Genomic DNA, 23773 nt, shown 5'->3' on the forward strand with positions numbered 1-23773 from the left:
CCGGTCATCTGTGACCGGAAAACTGCACAGAACTGCACATTAACCCCGCGGATATGCCGGGTGACCACGTGTGAGCCGCGTCACCCGCTCGGCCACCGACGTTATCGCACCTGGATCCCCCACCGCTTGCGCCACCATCGACGCGATCTCCTTCATCTCCGGCACGCCCATGCCCTGCGTCGTCACGCACGGCGTGCCCAGACGGATGCCCGAGGTCACCGTGGGCGGCTCGGGGTCGTACGGGATCGTGTTGCGGTTCAGGGTGATCCCCGCGCGGGCGCACGCGTCCTCGGCCTCGGCCCCCGAGACGCCGAGGTCGCGCAGGTCGATGAGCGTCAGATGCGTGTCGGTGCCGCCGGAGACCGGGCGCATCCCCTCCGCCGCCAGCCCGTCCGCCAGCGCCCGCGCGTTGGCCACCACCTGCCCGGCGTACGCGCCGAAATCCGGGCGGGACGCCTCGCCGAACGCCACGGCCTTGGCCGCGACCGCGTGCATCAGCGGCCCTCCCTGCGTGAACGGGAACACCGCGCGGTCGACGCGCGAGGCGATCTCGTCGGTGCACAGGATCGCCCCGCCCCTCGGACCGCGCAGCGCCTTGTGCGTCGTGAACGTCACCACGTCGGCGTACGGCACCGGCGACGGGATCACGCCGCCCGCCACCAGCCCGATCGTGTGCGCGACGTCGGCGAGCAGCCACGCTCCGACCTCGTCGGCGATGCCCCGGAACACGGCGAAGTCGATGAGCCTCGGGTACGCCGTCGCGCCGCAGATGATCAGCTTGGGCTGGTGGCGCAGCGCCAGGTCGCGCACCTCGTCGTAGTCGATCGTCTCGGTGTCGCGCCGCACCCCGTACGCCACCACGTCGAACCAGCGTCCCGAGAAGTTGACCTTCGAGCCGTGCGTCAGGTGACCTCCGTGCGAGAGCGCCATGGCCAGAACCGTGTCGCCCGGCTGGAGCAGCGCCGCGTAGGCGGCGAGGTTCGCGGAGGCGCCCGAATGCGGCTGGACGTTGGCGTGGTCGGCGCCGAAGAGCGCCCTGGCGCGGTCGATCGCCAGCTGTTCCGCGCGGTCGACCACCTCGCAGCCGCCGTAGTAGCGCCTGCCCGGGTAGCCCTCGGCGTACTTGTTGGTCAGCGTCGAGCCGAGCGCCGTCATCACCGCGGGCGAGGTGAAGTTCTCACTGGCGATGAGCTGCAGGCCGGCGCGCTGGCGTTCCAGCTCGTCCAGCAGCACCAGCGCGATCTCGGGGTCACGGCGCAGCAGCTCGGAGAAGTCGGGGCCGTAGAAGACACCCTCGCCCGGGGGCGCGTCGCCGGGCCGTCGTCCGTGGTCTCGCCCTTTCGCCCGCATGGCTCGATCACCATCCCCTCCTCGCGCCGCGACGCGCGTGGCAAAGGACCGCCGATTTCCCCACTGTATGCCCCGGCGCGGGCGGGCCCGCCCGCGCACACCATGCCGGACCTGCTCAGGGCGCTCCCGGACGGCTTCCAGGCGTGCACCGCCCGTACGGCCCGGCGTGTGCGGCGGGCCGTACGGGTATCAGCCGTATCGGTTTCTCAGCCGTCTCAGCTGTAGGCGTGCGGGGCCGAGGAGGAGACCGGGACCCAGCGGGGGGTGTCCGCCGCCTGGTCGCTGATCGCGGTCAGCACGGCCTGCCGGTACATGCCGAGGCGCGTGCGCCACTCACCCATGTCCTGCACGTACCGCTCGGCGACCGGCGCGTCCCAGACATCGCGGCTCCGCGCCATCTGGTACGCCTTGTCCAGCGAGCCGGTGAGGCTCTCCAGCAGCGGCTGGGCCTGCTGCCAGAGATCGACGAGCTTCTGGTACTCGGGGTTGAAGCGCCAGCTCGTCGCGTGCCCGTCCGGGCTGAACGGATCGGGCGACGCCGACGCGGGCGGCATCTCCCCGGGCTGCAGCGGCCTCGGCGCGGGCGGATCCGCGTACATGTCGGAACACCACTCCTTCAGCTGGCGGACGACTTAGCCGGCGGACGACGAAGAGCGGGAGCCGTCGGAGGCGGCGTGGCTCGGGCCCCGGTCTTCGGTCGCGTCGCCGTCGTAGGCGGGGTCGGTGAACGGGTCGCCAGTGTATGGATCGGCGGGCGAGGCGAATGGGGACTGTGAGGCGCTGAGATCGCCGAGCCGGGGCGCGGAGTCCGGGGGCATGTAGACACCCGACTGCACCTGTCCTCCCGCCTGGACGGCGCCCTGAGGCGCGCCCACGGGCTGGTCGGGCGCCTGGCCGCCGGAGCCGGACGGCTGGGCGCCGGTATCGGACGGCTGGGCGCCCGGGTCGGGCGGCAGGGGCGCCGACGGCTTGGCCGCGCCGGACGGGTCGCCGGGCTGGGCGTAGCCCACTGGGCCGTCGGAGTGGGGATGCCCCGGCTGCGCGCCGTCCGGAGGGACGACCACCGGCTGCTCCATGGGAGGGATCTTGTCCATGTTCTGCGACAGCCAGTCGAGGTGCTCGGCGCTGGGCGGCTTCATGGTGACCTCGACCACCCGGACGCCGTCGACGTTCACCACCCGCGTGCGTTCCTGGCTGGTGTCGATGTCGTTGGCGTTGTCGGGCCTCGGGGTGTCCAGCCGGCCGTCGCCCCCGCCGCCCTGCGTCGCCGTCGGGTCGACGTACTGCGGCTGGTCGGCCTTGGGAACCGGCTCGGCCTTCGGGGCATGATCGGCCTTCGGCGCCGCGTCATGCTTGGGCGCCGGGTCATGCTTGGGCGCGGGGTCGCCCTTGTCCGTGGGAGCCGGATCGTGCTTGGGCGCGGGCTCGTGCCTGGGGGCCGGGTCGTGCCTGGGGGCGTCGTTCTTCTCGTGCGTGGGCGCCTCGTGCTTGGGCGCCTCGTGAGTGGTCGGTTTGTCCGCGCGGGGAGCGTCCTGCCCGTCGGAGCGCGGCGGCTCGACCTTGTGCGTCTGGTCGTTCTTCGGCGGGTCCTGCTTCTCGACCTTGGGGTCGTCCCGCCTCTCCCCCTTCGGCGCGTCCTTGTCGCCCTTGGGCCCGTCGTCCTTGTGCTCCTTGTGCTCCTTGGGCGCGTCCTTGTGGTCTTTGGGCGTGTCGTCCTTGTCGGCCTTCGGGGACGGGTCCGCCGAGTGCTTGTCCCGATCGTGCGGCTTGGTGTCCTTGTCGGGCTTGTCGTCCTTCGGCGCGTCGTGCTTGTCGGTCTTGTCGGCGGGCGGGTGGGCCTTCGGCTTGTCCTTGGTCTGCGACTCTGACGTGGGAGCGCCGTTCCGGTCGCCCTTGTCGGCCTTGTCGCCCTTATCAGCCTTGTCGCCGTCGTCCTTCTTGTCCGCAGCCGTCTGCTTCATGGTCTTGGGAGCGGCCGGCCCCTCGTTCTGCTTTTCTTTCTTCTCCAGCAGCACGAGGCGCGCGTTGACGTCCTTGACCAGTGTGTCCCCGGCGTCGGCGACCTGCGCGGGCCGGTGGGTCGCCGGGACGGCCAGGCCCGCCGCGCTCGTGAGCTGGGTGATGCGGGACTCGACCGTGCGCATCTGATTGCCGGCCTGCCCGACCTCGGCCAGCAGCTCGCGGACCAGCTTGGGGTCCATGCCGTTCAGCTTGCCCATGGGCGCCTCCCTGCTCGTGGTCGCGCTCCGCCGGTCGCTCTGTGGCAGGGCTTTCACCCTGCCCGCAGCCATGCTCCCCCGCCACGGCCCGTCGCTCAAGAGCGCGGACGCGGTTCACGGTACTGTCCACGGCGAGCCGGACCACCCATCGATAGCCACAGGGCATGAATCACGGTCACGCGCTGTCGCGGGGGCGGCCCGCCCGCACCCGGCTCAGGCCTCGCCGTCCGCCTTCTTTGCCTGCTCGACGGGCTTGTCCACCGGCTTGCCTGCCGGCTTCGGCTCCTCCGCGGTCGCGGTCACCGGCTTCGGCTCCTCGGCGACCGTCTCGACGGGCTTCGGCTCCTCGACCGGCTTCCCCTCAGCCGGCTTCCCCTCGGCCGCCTTGACCTCGGCCGGCTTCTCCTCAACCGGCTTGACCTCGGCCTGCGCGTCCTCCGGCTTCTCTGCCTCGGCGCCGGGCAGAGGGCGGCGGGTGTCGACCTCGGGCTCGCCGTCGGTGGCGATGTACCCGACGATCGCGCGCAGCTTCTCGACCGGCACGGCGCCCTTGCGCAGCACGCGGGGCACGGGCGTGGTGAGGTCGACGATCGTGGACGGAATCTCATCCGTGCAGGACCCGCCGTCCAGGTAGACGCCGACCGACTCGCCGAGCTGGGCCTCGGCGTCGGCCGCGGTGGTCGCGGGCGGCGCGCCGGAGCGGTTCGCACTGCTCACCGCCATCGGACCGGTCTCCTTGAGCAGCTCGAGCGCGAGCGAGTGCAGCGGCATGCGGACCGCGACCGTCCCCTTGGAGTCGCCGAGGTCCCAGGTGAGGGACCGGCTCGCCCGGCAGACCAGCGTCAGCGGCCCGGGCCAGAACGCGTCGATCAGATCCTGCCCGTAGGCGCCGAGGTCATCGATCAGGGCGGTGGCCGCCCGTACGGTACCCACCAGGACGGGAACGGGCATGTCCCTGCCCCGGCCCTTGGCCTCCAGCAGTTCCGCCACCGCCGAGGGCGTGAAGGCGTCGGCGCCGATGCCGTAGACGGTGTCGGTCGGTATCACGACCAGCTCGCCCGCGCGGATCGCGGCCGCCGCGTCGGCGAGCCCGGTCGCGCGCTCCTCGCTGTTCGAACAGTTATAACGTCGGATCACGAGTCGTCATCCTTCCACGTGGGCCGCACCGTCATGCCAGGGGCACCGATGCATGTGCCCTCATTCCTGGCCGTAACGGGCCGTCACGAATCGGTCACGCCCGGCGAGGTCGGTGTGGTCGCGGGTGTCGCGCCAGCCGCGCTCCTCGGTGAACTCCAGGTACACCGACGACCCCTGCTGGTCGGCGTGCTCGACGGCGACCAGGCCGCCGGGCCGCAGGAGCCGCCTCGCGGTGCGCTCGACGGCGCGGACCTCGTCCAGCCCGTCCTCACCGGAACCGTACAGCGCGCGGGAGGGGTCGTAGTCGCGCACCTCGGGGTCGCGCGGCACCGCCCCCGGCGGGATGTAGGGCGGGTTGGAGATCACCAGGTCGACGCGGCCGTTCAACTCGGGCAGGCAGTCGGCGAGGTCTTCGGGGTGGAGGGAGACGCGGCCCTGGCCGTGCTCGACGATGTTGCGCTTGGCCCAGCCGTACGCCAACGGGTCGACCTCGACGGCGTGGACCTGCGAGAGCGAGACCTCCTGGGCGATCGACAGGGCGATGGCGCCGGAGCCGGTGCCGAGGTCGACCACGACGGGCGAGGCGACGTCCATCTCGTGGAGCCGGTCGATCGCCCACCCGGCGACCACCTCGGTCTCGGGTCTCGGGACGAAGACGCCGGGCCCGACCTCCAGGGAGAGGTAGCGGAAGTAGGCGCGCCCGGTGATGTGCTGGAGCGGCTCGCGGGCCTCGCGCCGGGCGACGCCCTCCCAGAACAGGGCGTCGAAGTCGGCGTCGCGCACGGTGTGAAGCTGGCCACGCCGCACGCCGTGGACGAACGCCGCGATCTCCTCAGCGTCGGTTCGCGGTGAGGGGACACCCGCCTCGGCGAGCCGGGCGGTGGCGAGCGCTATCTCGTCCATCAGCAAGGTCATGGGCGTTTTCGTGATTTGTCTCGTTACGAGTGGACGGCGGGCACCAAGGTCATCTCAGGGTCACGCATGGGCGGCGAGCTTCTCCGCCATCTCGGCGTCCGTGAGGGCCTGGATGACGGCGGAGAGATCTCCGTCGAGCACCTGGTCGAGGTTGTACGCCTTGAACCCTACGCGGTGGTCCGAGATGCGGTTCTCCGGGAAATTGTAGGTGCGCACGCGCTCGGACCGGTCGACCGTACGGACCTGGGACTTGCGCTCGGCCGAGGCGGCGGCGTCGGCCTGCTCCTGGGCGATCGACAGCAGCCGGGCGCGCAGGATGCGCAGCGCCGACTCCTTGTTCTGGAGCTGGCTCTTCTCGTTCTGGCAGGAGACGACGACGCCGGTGGGCACGTGGGTGATGCGCACGGCGGAGTCGGTCGTGTTGACGCTCTGGCCGCCGGGGCCGGAGCTGCGGAACACGTCGATGCGCAGGTCGTTGGGGTCGATCTGGACGTCGACCTCCTCGGCCTCGGGATAGACCAGGACGCCCGCCGCCGACGTGTGGATGCGGCCCTGGGACTCGGTGACCGGCACGCGCTGCACGCGGTGGACGCCGCCCTCGAACTTCAGCCGCGACCAGACGCCGTCGGCGCCCTTGCCCTTCACGGCGACCGTCACGTCCTTGTAGCCGCCGAGATCGGAGTGCTGCGCGTCGATGATCTCGGTCTTCCAGCCCACCCGCTCGGCGTACCGCAGGTACATGCGCAGCAGGTCGCCGGCGAACAGCGCGGACTCCTCGCCGCCCTCGCCCGCCTTGATCTCCATGATGATGTCCTTGTCATCGTTGGGATCGCGGGGGATGAGCAGGTGCTTGAGCCGCTCCTCCAGCGGCGGGATGCGGCTTTCGAGCTCGGCCACCTCGTCGGCGAAGGCGGCGTCCTCGGTGGCGAGTTCCCGGGCGGCCCCCAGATCGTCGCGGACGCCGTCCAGCTCGCGGTAGGCGGAGACGATCGGCGTCAGCTGGGCGTACCGCTTGCCAAGGGTCCGCGCCTGGTTCTGGTCGGCGTGCACCGCGGGGTCGGCGAGCTTGAGCTCCAGCTCGGCGTACTCGGCGAGCAACTCCTCCAGGTGCACCGTGCGTCCCTTCTTTCGTGCTTGGCTTGTGGCGGAAACCCGTGGCGGAAACCGGGGCCATCATCAAGAACGCCGACCCGGGCACGCCCCGCGAACAGGGGGGCGTTTCCGGGCCGGCGCTGCTTGCGGGCTACTTGCTCGCGGGCTTCTTGCCGAAACGCTTCTCGAAGCGCGCCACGCGGCCGCCGGTGTCCAGGATCTTCTGCTTGCCCGTGTAGAACGGGTGGCAGGCCGAGCACACGTCGGCGTGGATGACGCCGTTCTTGGCCGTGCTGCGGGTGGTGAAGCTGCTGCCGCAGCTACAGGTCACCTGGGTGAGACCGTACTGCGGGTGGATGTCAGGCTTCATCTCAGTCCTCTCTGGGGCGCGGTCGCCGGGTCGCCTTCATCTCTCGCGGTCGGAGTGACGCGCGGGCGGGCGGGAACCGGAACCGCCATGGGTCGGCTACCAGTGTGCCAGATCCTGTAACCGCGCCAGGCCATCGTCCATTCCCGCGCCCCTCTCGCCCGCCCGGGACCGGCCATCCGACACGGTGCTATGACTACGGAAATTGAGTGCTAAAGGGCCTCATTCCGGGAAAAGGCGGGCTGTGACCGCGATTCCTGGCAGGAACACGCCCTGGGGGAGCCACAAGCTCAGGCGAAACGGCAACGAGACGGACAGCGCGGCCGACGCGACGGGCAGAGCAAGGCACGCGGACAGGAGCCGCGTTCGACTGGCTTTATCCGGTTCGCCCGGCTCGCACGACCCGGACCAGGGCGGCGGGAACGCCTCAGAGACGGCCGAGGTAGGCCAGCACGGCCAGGACCCTGCGGTGGTCGTCCGGCGTGGGGTCCAGCCCCAGTTTGCCGAAGATGCCGGAGATGTGCTTCTCGACCGCCCCCTCGGTGACCCCGAGGCGTCCGGCGATCGCGTTGTTCGACCGCCCCTCGGCCATGAGCGCGAGCACCTCTGACTCGCGGCCGGTCAGCGACTCGATCGGCTGCCCCCGGCGGCGGCTCAGCAACTGCACGACCACCTCGGGGTCGATCACCGTACCCCCGGCGGCCACCCGGCGCACGGCGTCGAGGAACTCGGCGACGTCGGCGACCCGTTCCTTGAGCAGGTAGCCCACGGCCGCCGCGCCGCGCCCGATCAGTTCGGTCGCGTAGCGCTCCTCGACGTACTGCGACAGCACGAGCACCGGCAGGCCGGGTAGCAGGGCGCGCGCGGAGATCGCCGCGCGCAGGCCCTCGTCGGTGTGGCTCGGCGGCATGCGCACGTCGACCACCGCGAGATCGGGCTCGTGCGCGCGCACCGCCTCGACGAGCCCCGGGCCGTCCCCGGCGGTGGCGACGGTGTCGATGCCACCGTCGGCGAGCAGCCTGACCAGGCCCTCCCGCAGCAGGACGGAGTCCTCCGCGATCACGACCCGCATCGCGCGTTCTCTCACCACTCGTACGGTAGCCGGGCCCGGATCACCGTGGGGCCGCCCGGCGGGCTCTCCACGGTCAGCGTGCCGTCGATGGTCGCCGCGCGGTCCGCCAGCCCCGCCAGCCCGCCGCCGGGGCTCGCCACCGCTCCCCCGGCGCCGTTGTCGCGCACCTCGACGACCACCCGCTCGTCCTCCCGCCCGACCCGGACGGACGCCTCGGTCGCCACCGAGTGCTTGGCGACGTTCGTCAGCGCCTCGGCGACGATGAAGTAGGCGATGCTCTCGACGGCGGCCGGCGGCCGGTCGGTGATCTCGACGCTCACGTCCACACGGATCGGCGCCCGCGCGGCCAGCGCCGACAGGGCGGCGTCCAGGCCCCGGTCGGTCAAGATCGCCGGGTAGATGCCGCGGGCCAGGTCGCGCAGCTCGGCGATCGCGGCCTTGGTGTCCGCGTGGGCGCGGACGAGCAGCTCTCTGGCCTGCTCGGGGTCGGAGTCGAACTTCGCCTGCGCCCTGCCGAGCTCCAGCGCCACCGACAGCAGCCGCTGCTGGGCCCCGTCGTGCAGGTCGCGCTCGATCCTGCGCCGCTCGGCCTCGGCGGCGTCCACTCCCCTGGCCCGGCTCGCCCGCAGGTGCGTGACGCGCGCCTCGTCCCCCGGGCCGAGCAACGCGACCGCGAGCAGGGTGTGCAACCACGCCATGCCCCGTACGACGTACAGCGTGATCACCAGGAGCGCCAGGCCCACCAGCGTCCACGGCAGGGACTCGGGGAGGGTGTCGACCCCCAGGCGGCCGGTGATGACCGTGGTCTCACCTGACAGCACGAACACGGGCTGCATCATCAGCCCCACGCAGGACACCCACAGGGTCAGCGACACGAGGAACTCGCCGAGCCCGAGGGGGAACAGCAGCAGCAGGTAGCCGAGGTCCTTCCACGTGGCCGGGTCGCCGAACAGCCAGCCTAGATGCCGCACCACCCCGCCCTGCGGCCTCGGACGGTACGGATTCGGAATGGCGACGCCCAGCGCCAGGCGCAGCAGGCGCCGCTCCAGCATGGCGCCGCCGCGCCACAGCAGCATGGTGACCAGCAGCAACGGCAGTCCCACCCACACCAGGATCAACCCCAGCGAGATCGACAGCCCCGTGGCCAGGATCACGAACCAGGTGACGCCGAGCGCCGCACTGACCCCCAGCAGGTACGGCACCGAGCGCCAGGTCAGCGGATCGGCGAGCAGCCCGAGCGGCCCGTACGGCCCGAGGGGCACCCGCCTGCGCAGCGGCGGGCGGCTCGGCTCCGCGGTCATCCTGAACGCCCTCCGGTCGAACCTCGGCCGTGTCCCGGACATCCCGAGCGTCTCTGATTGGCTTAGCGATCCTGTGCGTTACACAGAATCAAGGCACAACGAGCTGCCCGGTATTCACCGATCGTCTTCGTGCCCTGGTGCCGGCAACCGGAGCCGCCGGCCCGTCGAGCACGCCCCCCGGACGCTGACCGGTCGGGCGTGCACAGCCCGACCGGGGAGGGTGCCCGACGTCGCCTGGGCGTCGGGCGTGTTGGTAACAACATGCTACGACATAACCACGATTCGCTAATCGAATCAGAAAGCCTGCCGAGTCCGCGGGCACGACGCCATGGGGCGAGTGTCAGTCCCCGGGTAGGGACACCCCCCGCCCCGGACGCGAAATCCTCACCCCGCCGCCCCACCCCAGGTCGAAAACTCTTCACCCCACCGCGAACCCTCCGCTGGGCTCCGCGGGCGGGAACTCCGCGCCGCGCACGGTAAAAGGGCGGCGAGCCCGTGGCCCGCCGCCCCTTCACACACCCGCCCGACCGCTGTGCCTATGGCCGCGCCTCCGGCACGGCGGTCCAGGGCGCTCCTTTAGGCGGCGTTCTTCCGTCGTCACTCGGAAGGGGCTCGTTCCTCACCCCTTCCTCCCTCCTCCTCCAGAACACCGCCGCGCCCCGAACAGGTCAGTCGCGGTCGTTGCTGACCGTGGTCTTCTGGACCTGGAGCAGGAACTCGGCGTTCGACTGCGTCTCGCGCATCTTCTCCAGCAGCAGCTCCAGCGCCTGCTGCATGTCGAGGGCGTGAAGCACCCGGCGCAGCTTCCAGACGATCTGCAGTTCGTCCCTGGACAGCAGGATCTCTTCCTTGCGGGTGCCGGACGCGTCGACGTCCACCGCGGGGAAGATGCGCTTGTCGGCCAGGGAGCGGTTGAGCTTGAGCTCGGCGTTGCCGGTGCCCTTGAACTCCTCGAAGATGACCTCGTCCATCTTGGAGCCGGTCTCGACCAGCGCCGTGGCGAGGATCGTCAGCGAGCCGCCGTTCTCGATGTTGCGCGCGGCGCCGAAGAACCGCTTCGGCGGGTACAGCGCGGTCGAGTCGACACCACCGGACAGGATGCGCCCGGACGCCGGGGCCGCCAGGTTGTAGGCGCGGCCGAGACGGGTGATCGAGTCGAGCAGCACGACGACGTCGTGGCCCAGCTCGACCAGCCGCTTGGCGCGCTCGATGGCGAGCTCGGCGACCGTGGTGTGGTCCTCGGCGGGACGGTCGAAGGTCGAGTGGATGACCTCGCCCTTCACCGACCGCTGCATGTCGGTGACCTCTTCCGGCCGCTCGTCGACCAGGACGACCATGAGGTGGCACTCGGGGTTGTTACGGGTGATCGCGTTGGCGATCGCCTGCAGGACCATCGTCTTACCGGCCTTCGGCGGGGAGACGATCAGCCCGCGCTGGCCCTTGCCGATCGGCGCGACCAGGTCGATGATGCGCGTGGTCAGGATGTTCGGGTCCGTCTCCAGCCGCAGGCGCTCCTGCGGGTAGAGCGGCGTGAGCTTGGTGAAGTCGGGGCGGTTGCGCGACTGCTCCGGGTCCATGCCGTTGACGGTGTCGAGCCGCACGAGCGCGTTGAACTTCTCGCGGCGCTCGCCGTCACGGGGCTGGCGCACCGCGCCGGTGATCACGTCGCCCTTGCGCAGGCCATTGCGGCGGATCTGCGCCAGCGAGACGTACACGTCGTTGGACCCCGGCAGGTAGCCGCTGGTGCGCACGAACGCGTAGTTGTCGAGGATGTCGAGGATGCCGGCGATCGGGATCAGGACATCGTCGTCGCCGATCACGGGCTCGTTGCTGTCGAAGCGGTCGCGGCCCCGGCGGTTGCGCTCCCTGAACCGGCCGCGGCGGCCACGGCGGTCGTCGTCGCCCTGCGGGTCGCCGCCCCGGTCCCGAGACTGGTCGCGGCTCTGGTCCCGAGACTGGTCACGGCCCTGGTCGCGGGTCTGCTCGCGTCCCTGGTCACGGCCCTGCTCGCGGTTCTGCTCGCGGTTCTGCTCGCGGCGGCCCTCGCCGGCGTCGGCGGCGCGCTGCTCGGGACGGCTGTTGTCGCTGCGGTTGTCGGGACGGTTGTCCCCGCGCTCGCGCCGGTCTCCACGGTCACCGCGGCCGCGGCGCTCGCCACGCTCGCGGCGGGACTCGGTGCGCTCGGGACGGGTCTCGGACTGCGCGACCGGCCCGGCGTCGGCGGACGCGGCGACGGGAGCGATCGTCTCGGCGGGCTGCGGCGCCTCGGCGGCCGGGGCGCGCTCCTCGCGAACCTCGGCCGTGACCTCGGCGGGAGCCGGACGGGAACGTTCCCGCCGGGTGCGGGCGGGGCGCTCGGCCGGTGGCTCGGCGACGACCGCGGGCGCGGCAGCGGCGGGAGCCGGGGCAGCGGCGGCGGTCTCGGCGGTGGTAGAGGCACCGTCGGCGGTGACGCCCTGCTTCTCCTGGATGGCGGCGATGAGCTGGCTCTTGCGCATCCGCCCGATCCCGCTGATGCCCAGGCTCGACGCGAGAGCCTGCAACTCGGGCAGCACCATGGCCGCGAGGCCGGTGCCGGAGCGACGGCGCGGCCTGGCCGCGGCGCGGGTGGGGGTGTCGCCGGCGGCCGGCGCTGCGCCGGGGGCGTCGGAGAGGAGTTCGGTGGTGTCGCTCAACTAAAAGGTCCTTCCCAGGGGTCGGGCGTCGGCCACGATCAGCCAGGCGTCCCGGTGGTGCGACCCGGCGGGACAGACCGGGTCGGGCTGGACGAACTTCCAAGGTGTCGGAAAGCCGGTGCGTCGAACCGGCACACGGCCGTCACCGTAGAGATTCGCGAGCCGTTGGGGGCCCGGGGGTCGCCCCCCGGCTGGTTACCGCCGACCAGATGTCGATGCCAATCGAACGCGCATGTCCCCGATTACGCCGCTTCTCGACACGCCAACCGGATGTGGACCAACCGGAGGCGATGAAATCAGGAAGCCCGCTGTGCGGCCTGCGTCTTGCGACGCGAGGCGCGATCCAGCGATGTATGGCTGACAAGCACGCACCCGCAACGGGGGCATCTGGTGCGGCTACCAGCCTAACATCACCAGCGCACACTGCTATTCCCTGAAGGTCGAAGATGCATCAGCGTGTCTCGGGAATTGAACGGTCGCGCCAGATCGGTCGACGTCCAATGGCTGGATGTGCCAGTCATTACCCACTTCCGACGCGATCAAATCATGAGTATCCGTCGTGCCGAACGCGAGAACCGTCGGACCGGCCCCCGATACGACCGCGGGTACCCCGGCCACGCGCAGACGTTTTACCAGATCGGCCGTGCCCGGCATCGCAGGCGCGCGGTAGGCCTGGTGCAAACGGTCTTCTGTGGCTGCCAGCAGAACCTCGCTCTCGGGTCGCTGGGTGAGCGCCGCTATGAGCAGGGCGGCGCGTCCGGCGTTCGCCGCGGCGTCGGCGTGCGGAACATCCTTCGGCAGGAGCCCGCGCGCCGTCTCCGTGGACAGCCGGGTTCCCGGCACCAACGCCACGGGTCGGACGCCCCCATGCGGGCTCAGTTTCAGCTTACGCGGCGTTCCGGACAACTCGGTCCACGCGATGGTGAGACCTCCGGAAAGACAGGGGGCGACGTTGTCGGGATGCCCCTCCATCTCCGTGGCCAGCGCGAACACCTCGTCGTCCGTCATCTCGGGGGCGGCGAGCGCGCGGGCGGCGAGGATGCCCGCGCAGATGGCGGCCGAGGACGAGCCCAGGCCGCGCGCGTGCGGAATGCGGTTGAGGCAGCGCAGCCGGATGCCCCTGGGCTGGGGCACGCCGGCGCGGGCGAACGTCGCGCGCATCGCCCTGACGATCAGATGGCCGTCGCCGAGGTCGAGTTCCCCCGCCCCCTCGCCTTCGACCGCCACCACGACCCCGCGCGCGTTCGGCGACCCCGGCACGTCGTCGTGCAGGACGGCCTCGATCTCGTCGTACAGGGTGAGCGCGAGCCCGAGCGAGTCGAAACCCGGCCCGAGATTGGCGCTGGTGGCCGGCACCCGGACGACGACGGGGCTGCTCGTTGCCATGCGTTCCTCGGATTCGTTCTGGGTTGTGCGCGAAAGGCGATCTCGGTGGCGCCGAGTGCCGTCTGAAAAGGTTCACGAACGCCGATCGCCGGGCGTTCCCAGGCACGCCAAGAAGTTTCGCGGGCGCACCTGGCGGTGTACCCGCTTCTCGGGCGGTCCGCGGGGGGCCGCGGCCGACTCGTGGGGCCTGCCCCGTGAGCCGCCGGGTCGACCGGAGCGGACCTCGCGGTGGGCTCCGGCGCGTTCCCGGGGTGCGCGGGACCGCCACCGGGGCACGGCCGGCGTCGCGTCCCGGGTGACGCCCTTGAGGATTACGGGTGGCCGGGTGAAGGCTCTGGGGTGATCCCGACGATTTCTCCGGCCGGTACGGGCCGCGCTCCCCACGTAACCGCGACCGTCTCCGGCACCCTGTGAACCTTACCGGTCCGCCCCGAACCCCTTCCGGGTGTCGCCCGACATAATGCCGGGTCATGGCCGGTTTCGTCCAGGGGCGGGCCGGCGGGAACCACCCGGAATCCGGCCGGAATCCGCCCTCCGCGAAAGCGGGACCGTCCCGGGCGGTCGCGCCGCCCGGGGAAGCGGCTCAGGCCAGCTCGAGCGCCGCGGCGGCGGCGAACGCGTCGACCGGGATCGTCAGCGGGGTGGGCGCGCCGGAGATCGCCCAGTCCGGGTCCTTGAGCCCGTTGCCGGTGACCGTGCAGACCACGCGCTCGCCGGGCTTGAGCAGGCCCTGCTCGTGCGCCTGGAGCAGGCCCGCCACGCTCGCGGCCGAGGCCAGCTCGACGAACACGCCTTCCTCCTGCGCGAGGAGCTTGTACGCGGCGGCGATCTGCCGGTCGGTGACGGCCTGGATGGTGCCCCCGGAATCGTCGCGCGCGGCCTCGGCGAGCTTCCACGAGGCGGGGTTGCCGATGCGGATCGCCGTGGCGATCGTGTGCGGGTGGGTGACCGGGGCGCCCTGGACGATCGGCGCGGCGCCGCTGGCCTGGAAGCCGAGCATGCGCGGCGTGCGGGTCGCCACGCCGTCCGCGGCGTATTCGCGGTAGCCCATCCAGTAGGCCGAGATGTTGCCGGCGTTGCCGACGGGGATGCAGTGGACGTCCGGCGCGTCGCCGAGGGCGTCGACGATCTCGAACGCGGCGGTCTTCTGGCCCTGGAGGCGGTGCGGGTTCACCGAGTTGACCAGCGCGATCGGGTAGTTCTCCGCGAGCTTCCTGGTCATCTCCAGGCAGTCGTCGAACGAGCCGTCGACCTGCAGGAGCTTGGCGCCGTGCACCAGGGCCTGCGCCAGCTTGCCCATCGCGATCTTGCCCCGGGGCACCAGGACCGCGCACGTCAGGCCGGCGCGCACGGCGTAGGCCGCGGCGGAGGCGCTGGTGTTGCCGGTGGAGGCGCAGATCACCGCCTTGGCGCCTTCCTCCACCGCCTTGCTGATGGCCACGGTCATGCCGCGGTCCTTGAAGCTGCCGGTGGGGTTGAGGCCCTCGACCTTGAGGTAGACCTCGCAGCCGGTCAGGTCGGAGACGCGGCGGGCCGGAACCAGCGGCGTGCCTCCCTCGTGCAGCGTGACCACGGGCGTCGTCTCGGTCACGGGAAGCCTGTCACGGTATTCCTCGATAAGGCCACGCCATGCCCTGAACATCGTCGCTCCTCCCGCGCCCGGCCCGGCCTGTCGCCGGGGCCTCGGCGGCGCGTAACCATGGGTCCGCTACCAGCGGTATCAGGCCTTGAGTCTACGGGGGCGGCCGACCGGCCGTCTCCGTTGTCCACAGGCTGGACCGGCCTTTTCGGCCCGTCCACAGCGTGCCGGACGATTCGCCGGGTGCCCTTGCGTGAAGGGCCGCCGCGAAATCCTCACCACATCATCGTGGAAGGAATGAGAACCTCACTGTCTCTTTATCATCTTTTACCCCACAATTGGGGGAACGTCCGCAAGCTTCGAGGAGAAACGTCGCGTGCCCGACGAACACAACACCGCCGGCACGTACACGCGAGCCCCCGAAACACCGGATGACGACCTCCACGTCCGCGCGCGGGCCCCCGAGACACCGGACAACTCCGCTGCGCCGGCCTGGCCAGGCGGGAAGCCGAACTCACGGCGCGCGAAGCCGAGCTGGCCTGCGCCCGTGAGGAGCTGGTGCGCGTCAACGCCGAGCTGCGCGCGGAGGCCGTCCGCCTCAGGCGCCGGGTGAAGCTTCTCAACGACCGCCTCGGGGAGTATCGCGAGGCCATCGCCCGCATCCGCCGCTCCCGGGCCTGGCGCGTGATCACCGCCTACCGCCGCGTCCGCCACCCTGGCCGGCGCCCCACCGCCGACCTCTCCCCTGCCCCGGCCCCCCTTCCGGGCGGAACCGTCCCCGCCGCGATCTCCCGCACGGTGGCGGGCTCGCCCTCAGGCGACGGTTCCGAGCGGCTCCCACAGGGGCACGCCTAGGCCCGCGGGCCGGCGCCCGCCAGAAGATCATCGGTCGTACCCGCGTTTCGCAGGCCATTGCCTGGATAGGGGCTCTCACCAAGCTCACAGATTCCAGGGGTAGGGTCGTCAGGCGGTGGCGAAGCGTAGCGACGAAGGAGCGATCATCGTGTCCGTCTCCCCGCGGACGAGCCCGGGGCCGCCCGGTCACGTCCAGGGAAGCCCTACGACGGCGGGCCCCGGCGACCGGCCCCGGATCCGCCACAACGACTACTCCCCACTGGTTCCGCCCCCGCTCGGCACGTGGAGTCCCGAGCTGCGTGTGAGCGTGGTGATCCCGGCCCACGGCGGGCAGCACCGGCTCGACCTGACGCTCGCCGCGCTGGCGGCGCAGACCTACCCGGCCGGCCTGATGGAGGTCATCGTCGTCGACGACGGCAGCGAGCCGCCGCTGCGCCTGCCCGGGACGCGGCCGGAGAACACGCGGCTCGTGCCCGCCGCGCCCGGCGGCTGGGGAATCGCGCACGCGCTCAACACCGGGGCCCGCCTCGCCGAGGGCGAGATCATCCAGCGCCTGGACGCCGACATGGTGACCTCCCGCGAGCACATCGAGGCGCTGATGCGCTGGCACCACCTCACCGACTACATCGTCACGATCGGCGCCAAGGTCTTCGTCGAGGAGCCCGCCCTGACTTCGGTGCAGGTCCGGGAAGCCGTGGGCGCGGGGAATCTCGACTCGTTGTTCGACATGGCGGCGGCCATCCCCAGCAGCACAGAGGCGACGATCCGGCGGCTGGACGGGCTGCGGGCCAGCAAGAACCCCTACCACGTCTGCACCGGGCCCACGGTCTCGCTGCGCCGCGCCCTGTTCCACGAGGCCGGCGGCCTGGACCCGGCCGTGCTCCGGGGCGAGGACACCGAGTTCGCCTACCGGCTGGCGATGCGCGGCGTGGTGTTCGTCCCCGACATGGAGGCGCGGGCCGTCCATCTCGGCATCCCGGCCCAGCGTGTCGACACCGAGGCGACCGTGCGGGTCGTGGCCCCCTACCTCGCCCACCGCATCCCCCTGCGCCGTGACCTGCGCAAAGAGCGCGGCAGACGCTGGCTGATCCCGTACGCCGAGGTCGTCTTGGACGTACGGCGCGCCGAGCCCGGGGGACGCGGACACAGCGGGCCCGACGGGAAGGAAGACATCGACTCCGCGGCGCGGACGCACGCCGAGCCCAAGGTTCGGGCGGCCGTCGGCGCGGCGCTCGGGGGCAGCCTGCCCGACGTCGTCGTGACGCTGCTCGGCCCGTGGTCCGCGCTGCCCGAGGGCCGTCACCGCGTGCTGGACGATCCGGGCTTCGAGGCGCGGCTGATCCGCGAGCAGTTCCGCCACGACGACGCCGTCCGGTTCGCCGAGGAGGCCGCCGCCGACCCCGACCCCGTCCCGTTCCGGTACACCGGGCCCGTGGACGTGCCGCTGGCCCGGCGCTCGCTGGAGCTGATGATCAAGAACCTGAACGACACCCGCGCCGGGCTGCTGCTGGTCGAGTTCCCCGACGGCCGTGCGGCCCGCCTGGAACGCACGGACGCGACGAACCGCGCCCGCCTCCTCGCGGGTCTCGGCGAGGACCTCGACGACGTGATCGAGCAGACCCATGGCGTCCGCCGGTGCCCGTCATCGGACTTCTGGCCGCCCGAGAAGCCCAAACCGCAGCCACCCCCCGTCGCCACCGCGCCCGCCGCCGGCGAGGCCACCGCGCCGTCCCCGGATCGTCCATCACCCGCCACCACTCCCCCCGACCGCCCGGGCCCGAGTCCCACGTCGCCGGGCGCCCCCGAAAAGCTGGTGAAACGCCTCCGCACAGCGCTCCGCGGCCGGTGATCCTCCCACCCGGGCCTCTGGGCGGTCCCGCTCGGGCGGTCAGGTGTCGGACCGCTGGTCGTTCGCCGGTTTCGCGGCGCCCGTCCGGCGGGGGGAGATGCGCTTCATGACGGTGCGCAGGCGGCTGGTCTTGAGGGCCGCGAGCTCCTTGCGCAGGCTGCCCACCTCGCGGCGCAGGTCGACGGCGGACTTGCGCCAGCGACCGGCCTCCTCGCGCCACTTGGTCACCTGGCCGCGAAGGCGTTCGGCCTCCTTGGTGAGCTTGACGATCTCGGCCTCGGCGTCCAGCCTCGCGCGATAGGCCATCCTGCGGCCTTTGACCGGGGTCGCGTCCGCGGCGGGCAGGAAGCCGAGGCTCTCGCCGTCGATCCACAGAGTGCCGTACACGTCGTCGACAAGATCATCGACCGCCCGGCCGGCCACGACGCCCGTACCGAGTCCGCCGGCCGTGGCGTCCGAAACGGCCCCATCGGCCCCGAGGTCCGGATCGGCGGAACCGACCAGGGCGGCGCGGGCGAACGCGGAGCGGCGTTCCAGGCGGGCCGTGGTCACGCCGTCCGGGCTCTCGGCCAGCAGCACGCCGACCAGCCCGTGGTCGCCGTCGACCGCCAGGTCGAGCAGCCGGGCGAGGGAGTCCTCCCCTGGCACCCAGCCCGCCGGGAGGCGCAGCCGGTACGGTGCCAGGCGCTCGGCCTCGCCGGACGTGAGCCGGACCCGCGGGTCGTGGGCGTAGTGCCCGCGCAGGAGCGTGAGGTCGAGGCGCGGGTCGGTGAGCGGGGCCCTGCGCTCGGGCGTCAGCGCGTCCCAGGGGCCGTCGAGCAGCACCGACACGTCCGGGATCGTGCCGGCGAGCACGGCGTCCACGGTCGCGCGCGTCTCGTCGTATCCGCCGGCCTCGACCACGACGTCGAGGTATGGGACCTTCCACTGCCGCGTGGGGTGCCCGCGCAGCCAGCGGTACTGCGGGACGCGGTCGCCGAGCAACGCCTGGCTGACCCGGTCGATGCGCTCCTTGTCGCGCATGCGCATGGACGGCCCGAGGTGGTACCCCACCGCGAGCGGCTCGGGGACGAACACCGCGCCCGCCTGGGCGAGGCGGTACCCCATCTCGGTGTCCTGGCCGAGGACGAGCTCGGCGTCCATGGGCCCGGCGGCGTCGATCAGCCGCCGGTTGACCGAGGTCGCGCCGCCGACGTGCAGGCTGAAGGCCCGGCTCGAGGCCTGGGTGAGCCCGCTGGTGCGTTCGATCAGGTCGACGAGCCATTCGTGGGGCTCGGCGGGTTCGAAGAGCGCGGCGAGGTCCTTGCCCGACGCGACGGCCTCGGGTGCGGGCAGGGCGGCCGTGGTGAAGCGCAGGTAGCCGGTGACGACGAGGTAGGGCGCGAGGTGGTGCCAGCGCATGTGCGCCTCGACCTCGTGCCGGTCGGCGACGACGTCGGAGTCGAGCCAGTGCACGATGTCGCCGGTCGCGACCGCGAGCCCGGCGTTGCGCGCGTCGGCCCGGCCGGGGGTGTCGCAGATGATCAGACGCGTGCCCGCCGGGCGCATCGGCGGCAGGCGCAGGGCCGGGCTGCTGCCGTTGTCCACGACGACCACCTCGAGAAGCTCCTCGGGGTAGGTCTGCGCGGCGAGGGCGGCCAGGACCAGGTCGAGCTTGTCCTGCCCGTTGTGGGCGGGGACGACCACGCTGACCCGCAGGGACGGTGTCCAGGCTCCGAGGGCGGGCGGGCCGAGGACGGTGTAGTCGTTGCCGCGGACGCGCGGGATCATGAGGCTTCCAAGACGCGGCTGGGCCGGAAGCCGCGCCACTGGTTGGTCGAGACCCGCAGGAAGTGGGCCAGGGGAAGCTGCCAGGTGTGCCCGGCGGCGAGCGAGCGGCGCAGGACGTAGCCGAGGCCCTGGGTGCGGTAGATGCGGGCGCCCGCGGCGTGGGCGGTCTTGAGGAACCGGGCGTCCACGCCCCGCGCCACCCCCTCGAAACCGCCTATCTCCTGAAATTTCGCCCGAGCGAGGAAGATCGTGCCCCCGGCCACATGGTCCGACCACACCTCGCTGGTGTAGTCCGTACGCCGGACCGTGACCTCCAGCGGCTCCAGGTAGAAGAACTCGGCCGTCGCGCCCACGATGTCGGCCTCGCTGTAGGCCCGGGCCATGAGCAGGTCGGAAAGGTGCTCCGGCGAGTACCAGTCGTCGTCGTCCCACTTGGCGATCTCGTCGCCCGCCGCCCGCGCCGCCGCCCGGTCGAGCACCTCGCCGAACGGCGTGGCGACGTCCGCCTCGACGACGGTCACCGGCAGCGGGAACGACGCCAGGGCGCGCCGCACGTCCGGATGCGCGGCCGGGACGCCGTGCAGGCCGAGCAGGACCTCGACCTCGACGTGGCGCTGGCGCGCGATCTGCGCGAGCGCCGTCCCGAGCAGCTCCGGGCGCTTGCTGGACATCACCACGCTGACCTTCGGCGCCGGACGGCCCGCGGGCTTTCGCAGGACTTGGCGGCGCAGGCGCAGGCTGTGCTCCTCACGGCGAAGATCGCTGACGGACCGCACCGAAGGGTCGCGCGGGCGCGGGGCCCACGCGGACAACAGCGCGGCGAGCTCGGGCTCGGCCTCCTTGAACCAGGCCGGGACCTCTTCGGCGTACACCGGCACCCCGGCGGCCGCGAGGCCCGAGATCGTCTCCAGAACCCCCGCGCGCCCCTTCGGCCAGCGCACACGCAACCCGTCGAGCGAGCGCAGGCCCACGACGGACGCCGCCGTCACCGGAAGATCGGCGGGCTCGCCGTCGAAGACCGGACGCCCGTCGCGGAAGGACAGCTCACCGGGGCCGCCGGTAGGGGTGCGCGTGAACCCGAGTGGGGTCGGGTCGCCCTCTGCCACTGCGCTCCCTTCGACGATCGCCCTCCGCCAGGGGCGGGGGAAGCCCGGATGCCGGGCCGGGCGGCACGGCGGTCTCGTCGAAGAAAATGCTCTCACCCGCGAGGGGTCACCGGGCGCCGTACGGCACGCTCTCGGCGAACTCCCAGCTTGATGGGCACGCTCTCGGCGAACGACCGGTTTGACGGGCACGCCGAGGGGCGAACCCCACCCCAGAAGGATGGACCCCGGCCGGATGGGCACGCCTTGCGGCGAGCACCCGGCCGGTGGCCGGCGTCAGGAGGTCTCTTCGCCCTCGACGCGCATCACGCTGGTCACGCCCCGGACGATGTCCAGCTCGCGCAGCCCCGCGATCGTGGCCGACAGCGCGGCGTCGCTGGCCCGGTGGGTGACCAGGACGAGCTGGGCGTCGTCGCCGCGCCCCTCCTGCCGGACGATCTGGATGGAGACGTCATGCTTGGCGAACATCTCGGCGACCGTGGCGAGCACGCCGGGCTTGTCCGCGACGTCCAGCGAGACGTGGTAGCGGGTCACCGTCTCGCCCATCGGGTGGACGGCCAGGTCGGCGTACGTCGACTCCTGCGGCCCGTGGGTGCCCGCAATGCGGTTACGGGCCACGGCGACGATGTCGCCCAGCACGGCCGACGCCGTGGGCGCGCCCCCGGCCCCCTTGCCGTAGAACATGAGCTGGCCTGCGGACTCGGCCTCCACGAACACCGCGTTGTACGCCTCACGGACGCCCGCCAGCGGGTGCGTCCTCGGGATCATCGCCGGGTGGACGCGGACGCCGACCGACCGGCCGTCGTCGGACCGGGCGCAGATGGCCAGCAGCTTGATGACGTATCCCATCGCCTTGGCGCTGGAGACGTCGGTCGCGGTGATCTCGGTGATGCCCTCGCGGTGGACGTCGGCGGCCGTCACGCGCGTGTGGAAGGCGAGCCCGGCGAGGATGGCGGCCTTGGCGGCGGCGTCGAAGCCCTCCACGTCGGCCGTCGGGTCCGCCTCGGCGTACCCCAGGGCCTGGGCCTCCTCCAGGGCGTCGCTGAACGACGCGCCGGTGGAGTCCATCTTGTCCAGAATGTAGTTGGTCGTCCCGTTGACGATGCCGAGCACGCGGTGGACGCGGTCGCCCGCCATGGACTCGCGCAGCGGCCGCAGCAGAGGGATCGCCCCCGCCACGCTGGCCTCGAAGTACAGGTCGCCGCCGTGCTTCTTGGCCGAGCCGTGGACGGCGGCGCCGTCCTCGGCCAGCAGCGCCTTGTTGGCCGTGACGATCGACTTGCCCGCCGAGATCGCCGACAGGATGAGCGACCGAGCCGGCTCGATGCCGCCGATCACCTCCACCACGATGTCGACGTCCTCGCGGGTGACCAGGGACTCGGCGTCGGTCGTCAGCAGCGCCGGGTCGACGTCGCTGTCACGCTTACGGCCGAGGCGCCGTACGGCCACCCCGGCGAGCTCCAGCGGCGCGCCGACACGGGCGGCCAGATCGTCGGCCTGCTCCTGCAACAGCCGCACGACCTGCGAGCCGACGACGCCGCAGCCGAGCAGCGCGACCCGCAACGGCCTGCCCTGCTCGCCCGGTTTCTCGTGGCGTCCCCGCGGCGAAAGATCCTCTGCCGCGCCGGCGACCTCCCGCACCTCTCCGGCGGTTTTCACACTTGCCCCCTCAGCAGGTCGTCCTCGGTTTCGCGGCGCACGATCACGCGGGACGCCCCGTCCCGTACGGCGACCACGGCGGGCTTGGGCAGGTAGTTGTAGTTGTGCGCCAGCGACCGGCAGTAGGCGCCCGTCGCCGGGACCGCCAGCAGGTCGCCCGCGGCGAGGTCGTGCGGCAGCCAGGTGTCCCGGACGACGATGTCGCCGCTCTCGCAGTGCTTGCCGACCACACGGGACAGGACCGGCCGGGCGTCGCTGGAACGGGACGCGAGCACGCAGGTGTACTCGGCGCCGTACAGCGCGGTGCGGAGGTTGTCGCTCATGCCGCCGTCCACGCTGACGTAGGAGCGGATGCCCTCGACGTCCTTGATCGTGCCGACCTCGTAGACCGTCACGCCGCCGGGCCCGGCGATGGCCCGCCCCGGCTCGACGGTGAGCCTCGGCACGGGAAGCCCGGCGTCCTCGCACACGCGAGAGATGATCTCGCGGAGGCTGTCGGCGACCACCTTGATGTCCGGCGCGTCGTCGCCCGCGACGTAGGCGATGCCGTACCCGCCGCCGAGGTCCAGCTCGGGCAGGACGACGCCGTGCTCCTCCTTGATCTGCGTCAGCAGCACCGCGAGGCGCCGCGCGGCGACCTCGAAGCCCGCCGTGTCGAAGATCTGGGAGCCGATATGGGAGTGCAGGCCGACGAGCTCGAGCTGAGGAAGGGCCAGCACCCGGCGCACGGCCTCGGCGGCGGCGCCGCTGTTCAGGGACAGGCCGAACTTCTGGTCGTCGTGGGCCGTGGCGATGAACTCGTGGGTGTGCGCCTCGACGCCGGTGGTCACGCGGATCTGCACCTGGGCGCGCACGCCGAGCTTCTCGGCGAGGTAGCCGACGCGGGCGATCTCGTCGAAGGAGTCGACGACGATGCGGCCGACCCCGGCGGTCAGGGCCTGCTCCAGCTCGGCATACGACTTGTTGTTGCCGTGCAGGGCGATGCGCGCGGGCGGGAAGCCGACGCTGAGCGCCACGGCCAGCTCACCGCTGGTGCAGACGTCCAGGCCGAGGCCCTCCTGGTCGACCCAGCGGGCGACCTCCCTGCACAAGAACGCCTTGCCCGCGTAGTAGACGTCGCCGCCGTCGAAGGCGGCCTTGTAGTCGCGGCAGCGCGAGCGGAAATCGTCCTCGTCCACGACGTAGAGAGGAGTGCCGTACTCGCGGGCGAGATCGCGGACGTCCACGCCGGCGATCGTGACCGCCCCGTCCACGCGGCCGGACGTTCGCGGCCAGATGGCGGGGTCGAGCGAATTGAGGTCGGCCGGGGCCTGCGGAGGCCGCTCCTCAGGCAGCACTTCGGCGTGCCGGTCACCGGCGGGATGGGCGAATCGACTCACCCGAACGAGGCTATCCGACCCTGTGATCCCCCCGCGCCCAATGCTCACCAGACGAGACGGTCCTG

Annotated in this window: 18 protein-coding genes; 2 read left to right on the plus strand and 16 right to left on the minus strand. The window is 72.0% G+C overall.

Features of this window, described 5'->3' with window-relative positions; all coding sequences use genetic code 11:
* Positions 1-39 precede the first annotated feature (39 nt).
* From glyA to thrC, 12 genes are all read right to left on the minus strand, one after another.
* Complete coding sequence (gene glyA, locus AB0M95_RS06160; RefSeq protein WP_363760194.1) at positions 40-1350, minus strand: serine hydroxymethyltransferase; 1311 nt, start codon at positions 1348-1350, stop codon at positions 40-42.
* Positions 1351-1565: 215 nt separating this feature from the next.
* The gene (locus tag AB0M95_RS06165; protein ID WP_358515864.1) at positions 1566-1949 is read right to left on the minus strand and encodes a hypothetical protein; all 384 of its coding nucleotides are present in this window, start codon (positions 1947-1949) and stop codon (positions 1566-1568) included.
* Positions 1950-1982: 33 nt separating this feature from the next.
* Positions 1983-3569 (minus strand): hypothetical protein, encoded by a 1587-nt coding sequence (locus AB0M95_RS06170; protein WP_363760197.1) that lies wholly within the window; start codon positions 3567-3569, stop codon positions 1983-1985.
* Between the two features lie 213 nt (positions 3570-3782).
* Positions 3783-4706, minus strand: a complete 924-nt coding sequence (locus AB0M95_RS06175) for an L-threonylcarbamoyladenylate synthase (protein ID WP_363760200.1) — start codon at positions 4704-4706, stop codon at positions 3783-3785.
* A gap of 60 nt (positions 4707-4766) precedes the next feature.
* Positions 4767-5621 carry a peptide chain release factor N(5)-glutamine methyltransferase gene (gene prmC, locus AB0M95_RS06180; protein ID WP_363760203.1) on the minus strand — a complete coding sequence of 285 codons (855 nt, stop codon included), beginning with the start codon at positions 5619-5621 and terminating at the stop codon, positions 4767-4769.
* 60 nt (positions 5622-5681) lie between these two features.
* Complete coding sequence (gene prfA / locus AB0M95_RS06185) at positions 5682-6734, minus strand: peptide chain release factor 1 (protein ID WP_358515875.1); 1053 nt, start codon at positions 6732-6734, stop codon at positions 5682-5684.
* A 130-nt stretch (positions 6735-6864) separates the two neighbouring features.
* On the minus strand, positions 6865-7083 hold the full coding sequence (gene rpmE / locus AB0M95_RS06190) for a 50S ribosomal protein L31 (RefSeq protein ID WP_358515878.1): 219 nt from the start codon (positions 7081-7083) through the stop codon (positions 6865-6867).
* Positions 7084-7507: 424 nt separating this feature from the next.
* Entirely contained in the window at positions 7508-8152 is a 645-nt protein-coding gene (locus tag AB0M95_RS06195; protein WP_358516548.1) for a response regulator transcription factor, read from the minus strand.
* An 11-nt stretch (positions 8153-8163) separates the two neighbouring features.
* A complete protein-coding gene (locus AB0M95_RS06200; protein WP_363760207.1) occupies positions 8164-9453 on the minus strand; it encodes a sensor histidine kinase in 1290 nt (429 codons plus the stop codon).
* A gap of 668 nt (positions 9454-10121) precedes the next feature.
* Positions 10122-12128, minus strand: a complete 2007-nt coding sequence (gene rho, locus AB0M95_RS06205) for a transcription termination factor Rho (protein WP_363760210.1) — start codon at positions 12126-12128, stop codon at positions 10122-10124.
* Between the two features lie 426 nt (positions 12129-12554).
* Entirely contained in the window at positions 12555-13514 is a 960-nt protein-coding gene (thrB, locus tag AB0M95_RS06210; protein ID WP_363760213.1) for a homoserine kinase, read from the minus strand.
* 583 nt (positions 13515-14097) lie between these two features.
* Positions 14098-15156 (minus strand): threonine synthase, encoded by a 1059-nt coding sequence (gene thrC / locus AB0M95_RS06215; RefSeq protein ID WP_363760216.1) that lies wholly within the window; start codon positions 15154-15156, stop codon positions 14098-14100.
* Between the two features lie 495 nt (positions 15157-15651).
* On the opposite strand from thrC, the gene AB0M95_RS06220 reads away from it, so the two are divergent.
* Positions 15652-15948 carry a hypothetical protein gene (locus tag AB0M95_RS06220; RefSeq protein ID WP_363760219.1) on the plus strand — a complete coding sequence of 99 codons (297 nt, stop codon included), beginning with the start codon at positions 15652-15654 and terminating at the stop codon, positions 15946-15948.
* A gap of 148 nt (positions 15949-16096) precedes the next feature.
* Positions 16097-17797 carry a glycosyltransferase gene (locus AB0M95_RS06225; RefSeq protein WP_363760222.1) on the plus strand — a complete coding sequence of 567 codons (1701 nt, stop codon included), beginning with the start codon at positions 16097-16099 and terminating at the stop codon, positions 17795-17797.
* A 39-nt stretch (positions 17798-17836) separates the two neighbouring features.
* Here the strand turns inward: AB0M95_RS06225 and AB0M95_RS06230 are convergent, their stop codons facing one another.
* From AB0M95_RS06230 to lysA, 4 genes are all read right to left on the minus strand, one after another.
* On the minus strand, positions 17837-19567 hold the full coding sequence (locus AB0M95_RS06230) for a glycosyltransferase (RefSeq protein WP_363760225.1): 1731 nt from the start codon (positions 19565-19567) through the stop codon (positions 17837-17839).
* Positions 19564-20673, minus strand: a complete 1110-nt coding sequence (locus AB0M95_RS06235) for a glycosyltransferase (RefSeq protein WP_363760228.1) — start codon at positions 20671-20673, stop codon at positions 19564-19566. The genes AB0M95_RS06230 and AB0M95_RS06235 overlap by 4 nt, the downstream gene beginning before the upstream one ends.
* A 273-nt stretch (positions 20674-20946) precedes the next feature.
* Positions 20947-22233, minus strand: a complete 1287-nt coding sequence (locus AB0M95_RS06240) for a homoserine dehydrogenase (RefSeq protein ID WP_363760334.1) — start codon at positions 22231-22233, stop codon at positions 20947-20949.
* A gap of 92 nt (positions 22234-22325) precedes the next feature.
* Positions 22326-23708 carry a diaminopimelate decarboxylase gene (gene lysA / locus AB0M95_RS06245; protein WP_363760231.1) on the minus strand — a complete coding sequence of 461 codons (1383 nt, stop codon included), beginning with the start codon at positions 23706-23708 and terminating at the stop codon, positions 22326-22328.
* Positions 23709-23773: the final 65 nt, after the last annotated feature.

This window comes from Sphaerisporangium sp. NPDC051017, from assembly GCF_040683095.1.
GTDB lineage: Bacteria > Actinomycetota > Actinomycetes > Streptosporangiales > Streptosporangiaceae > Sphaerisporangium.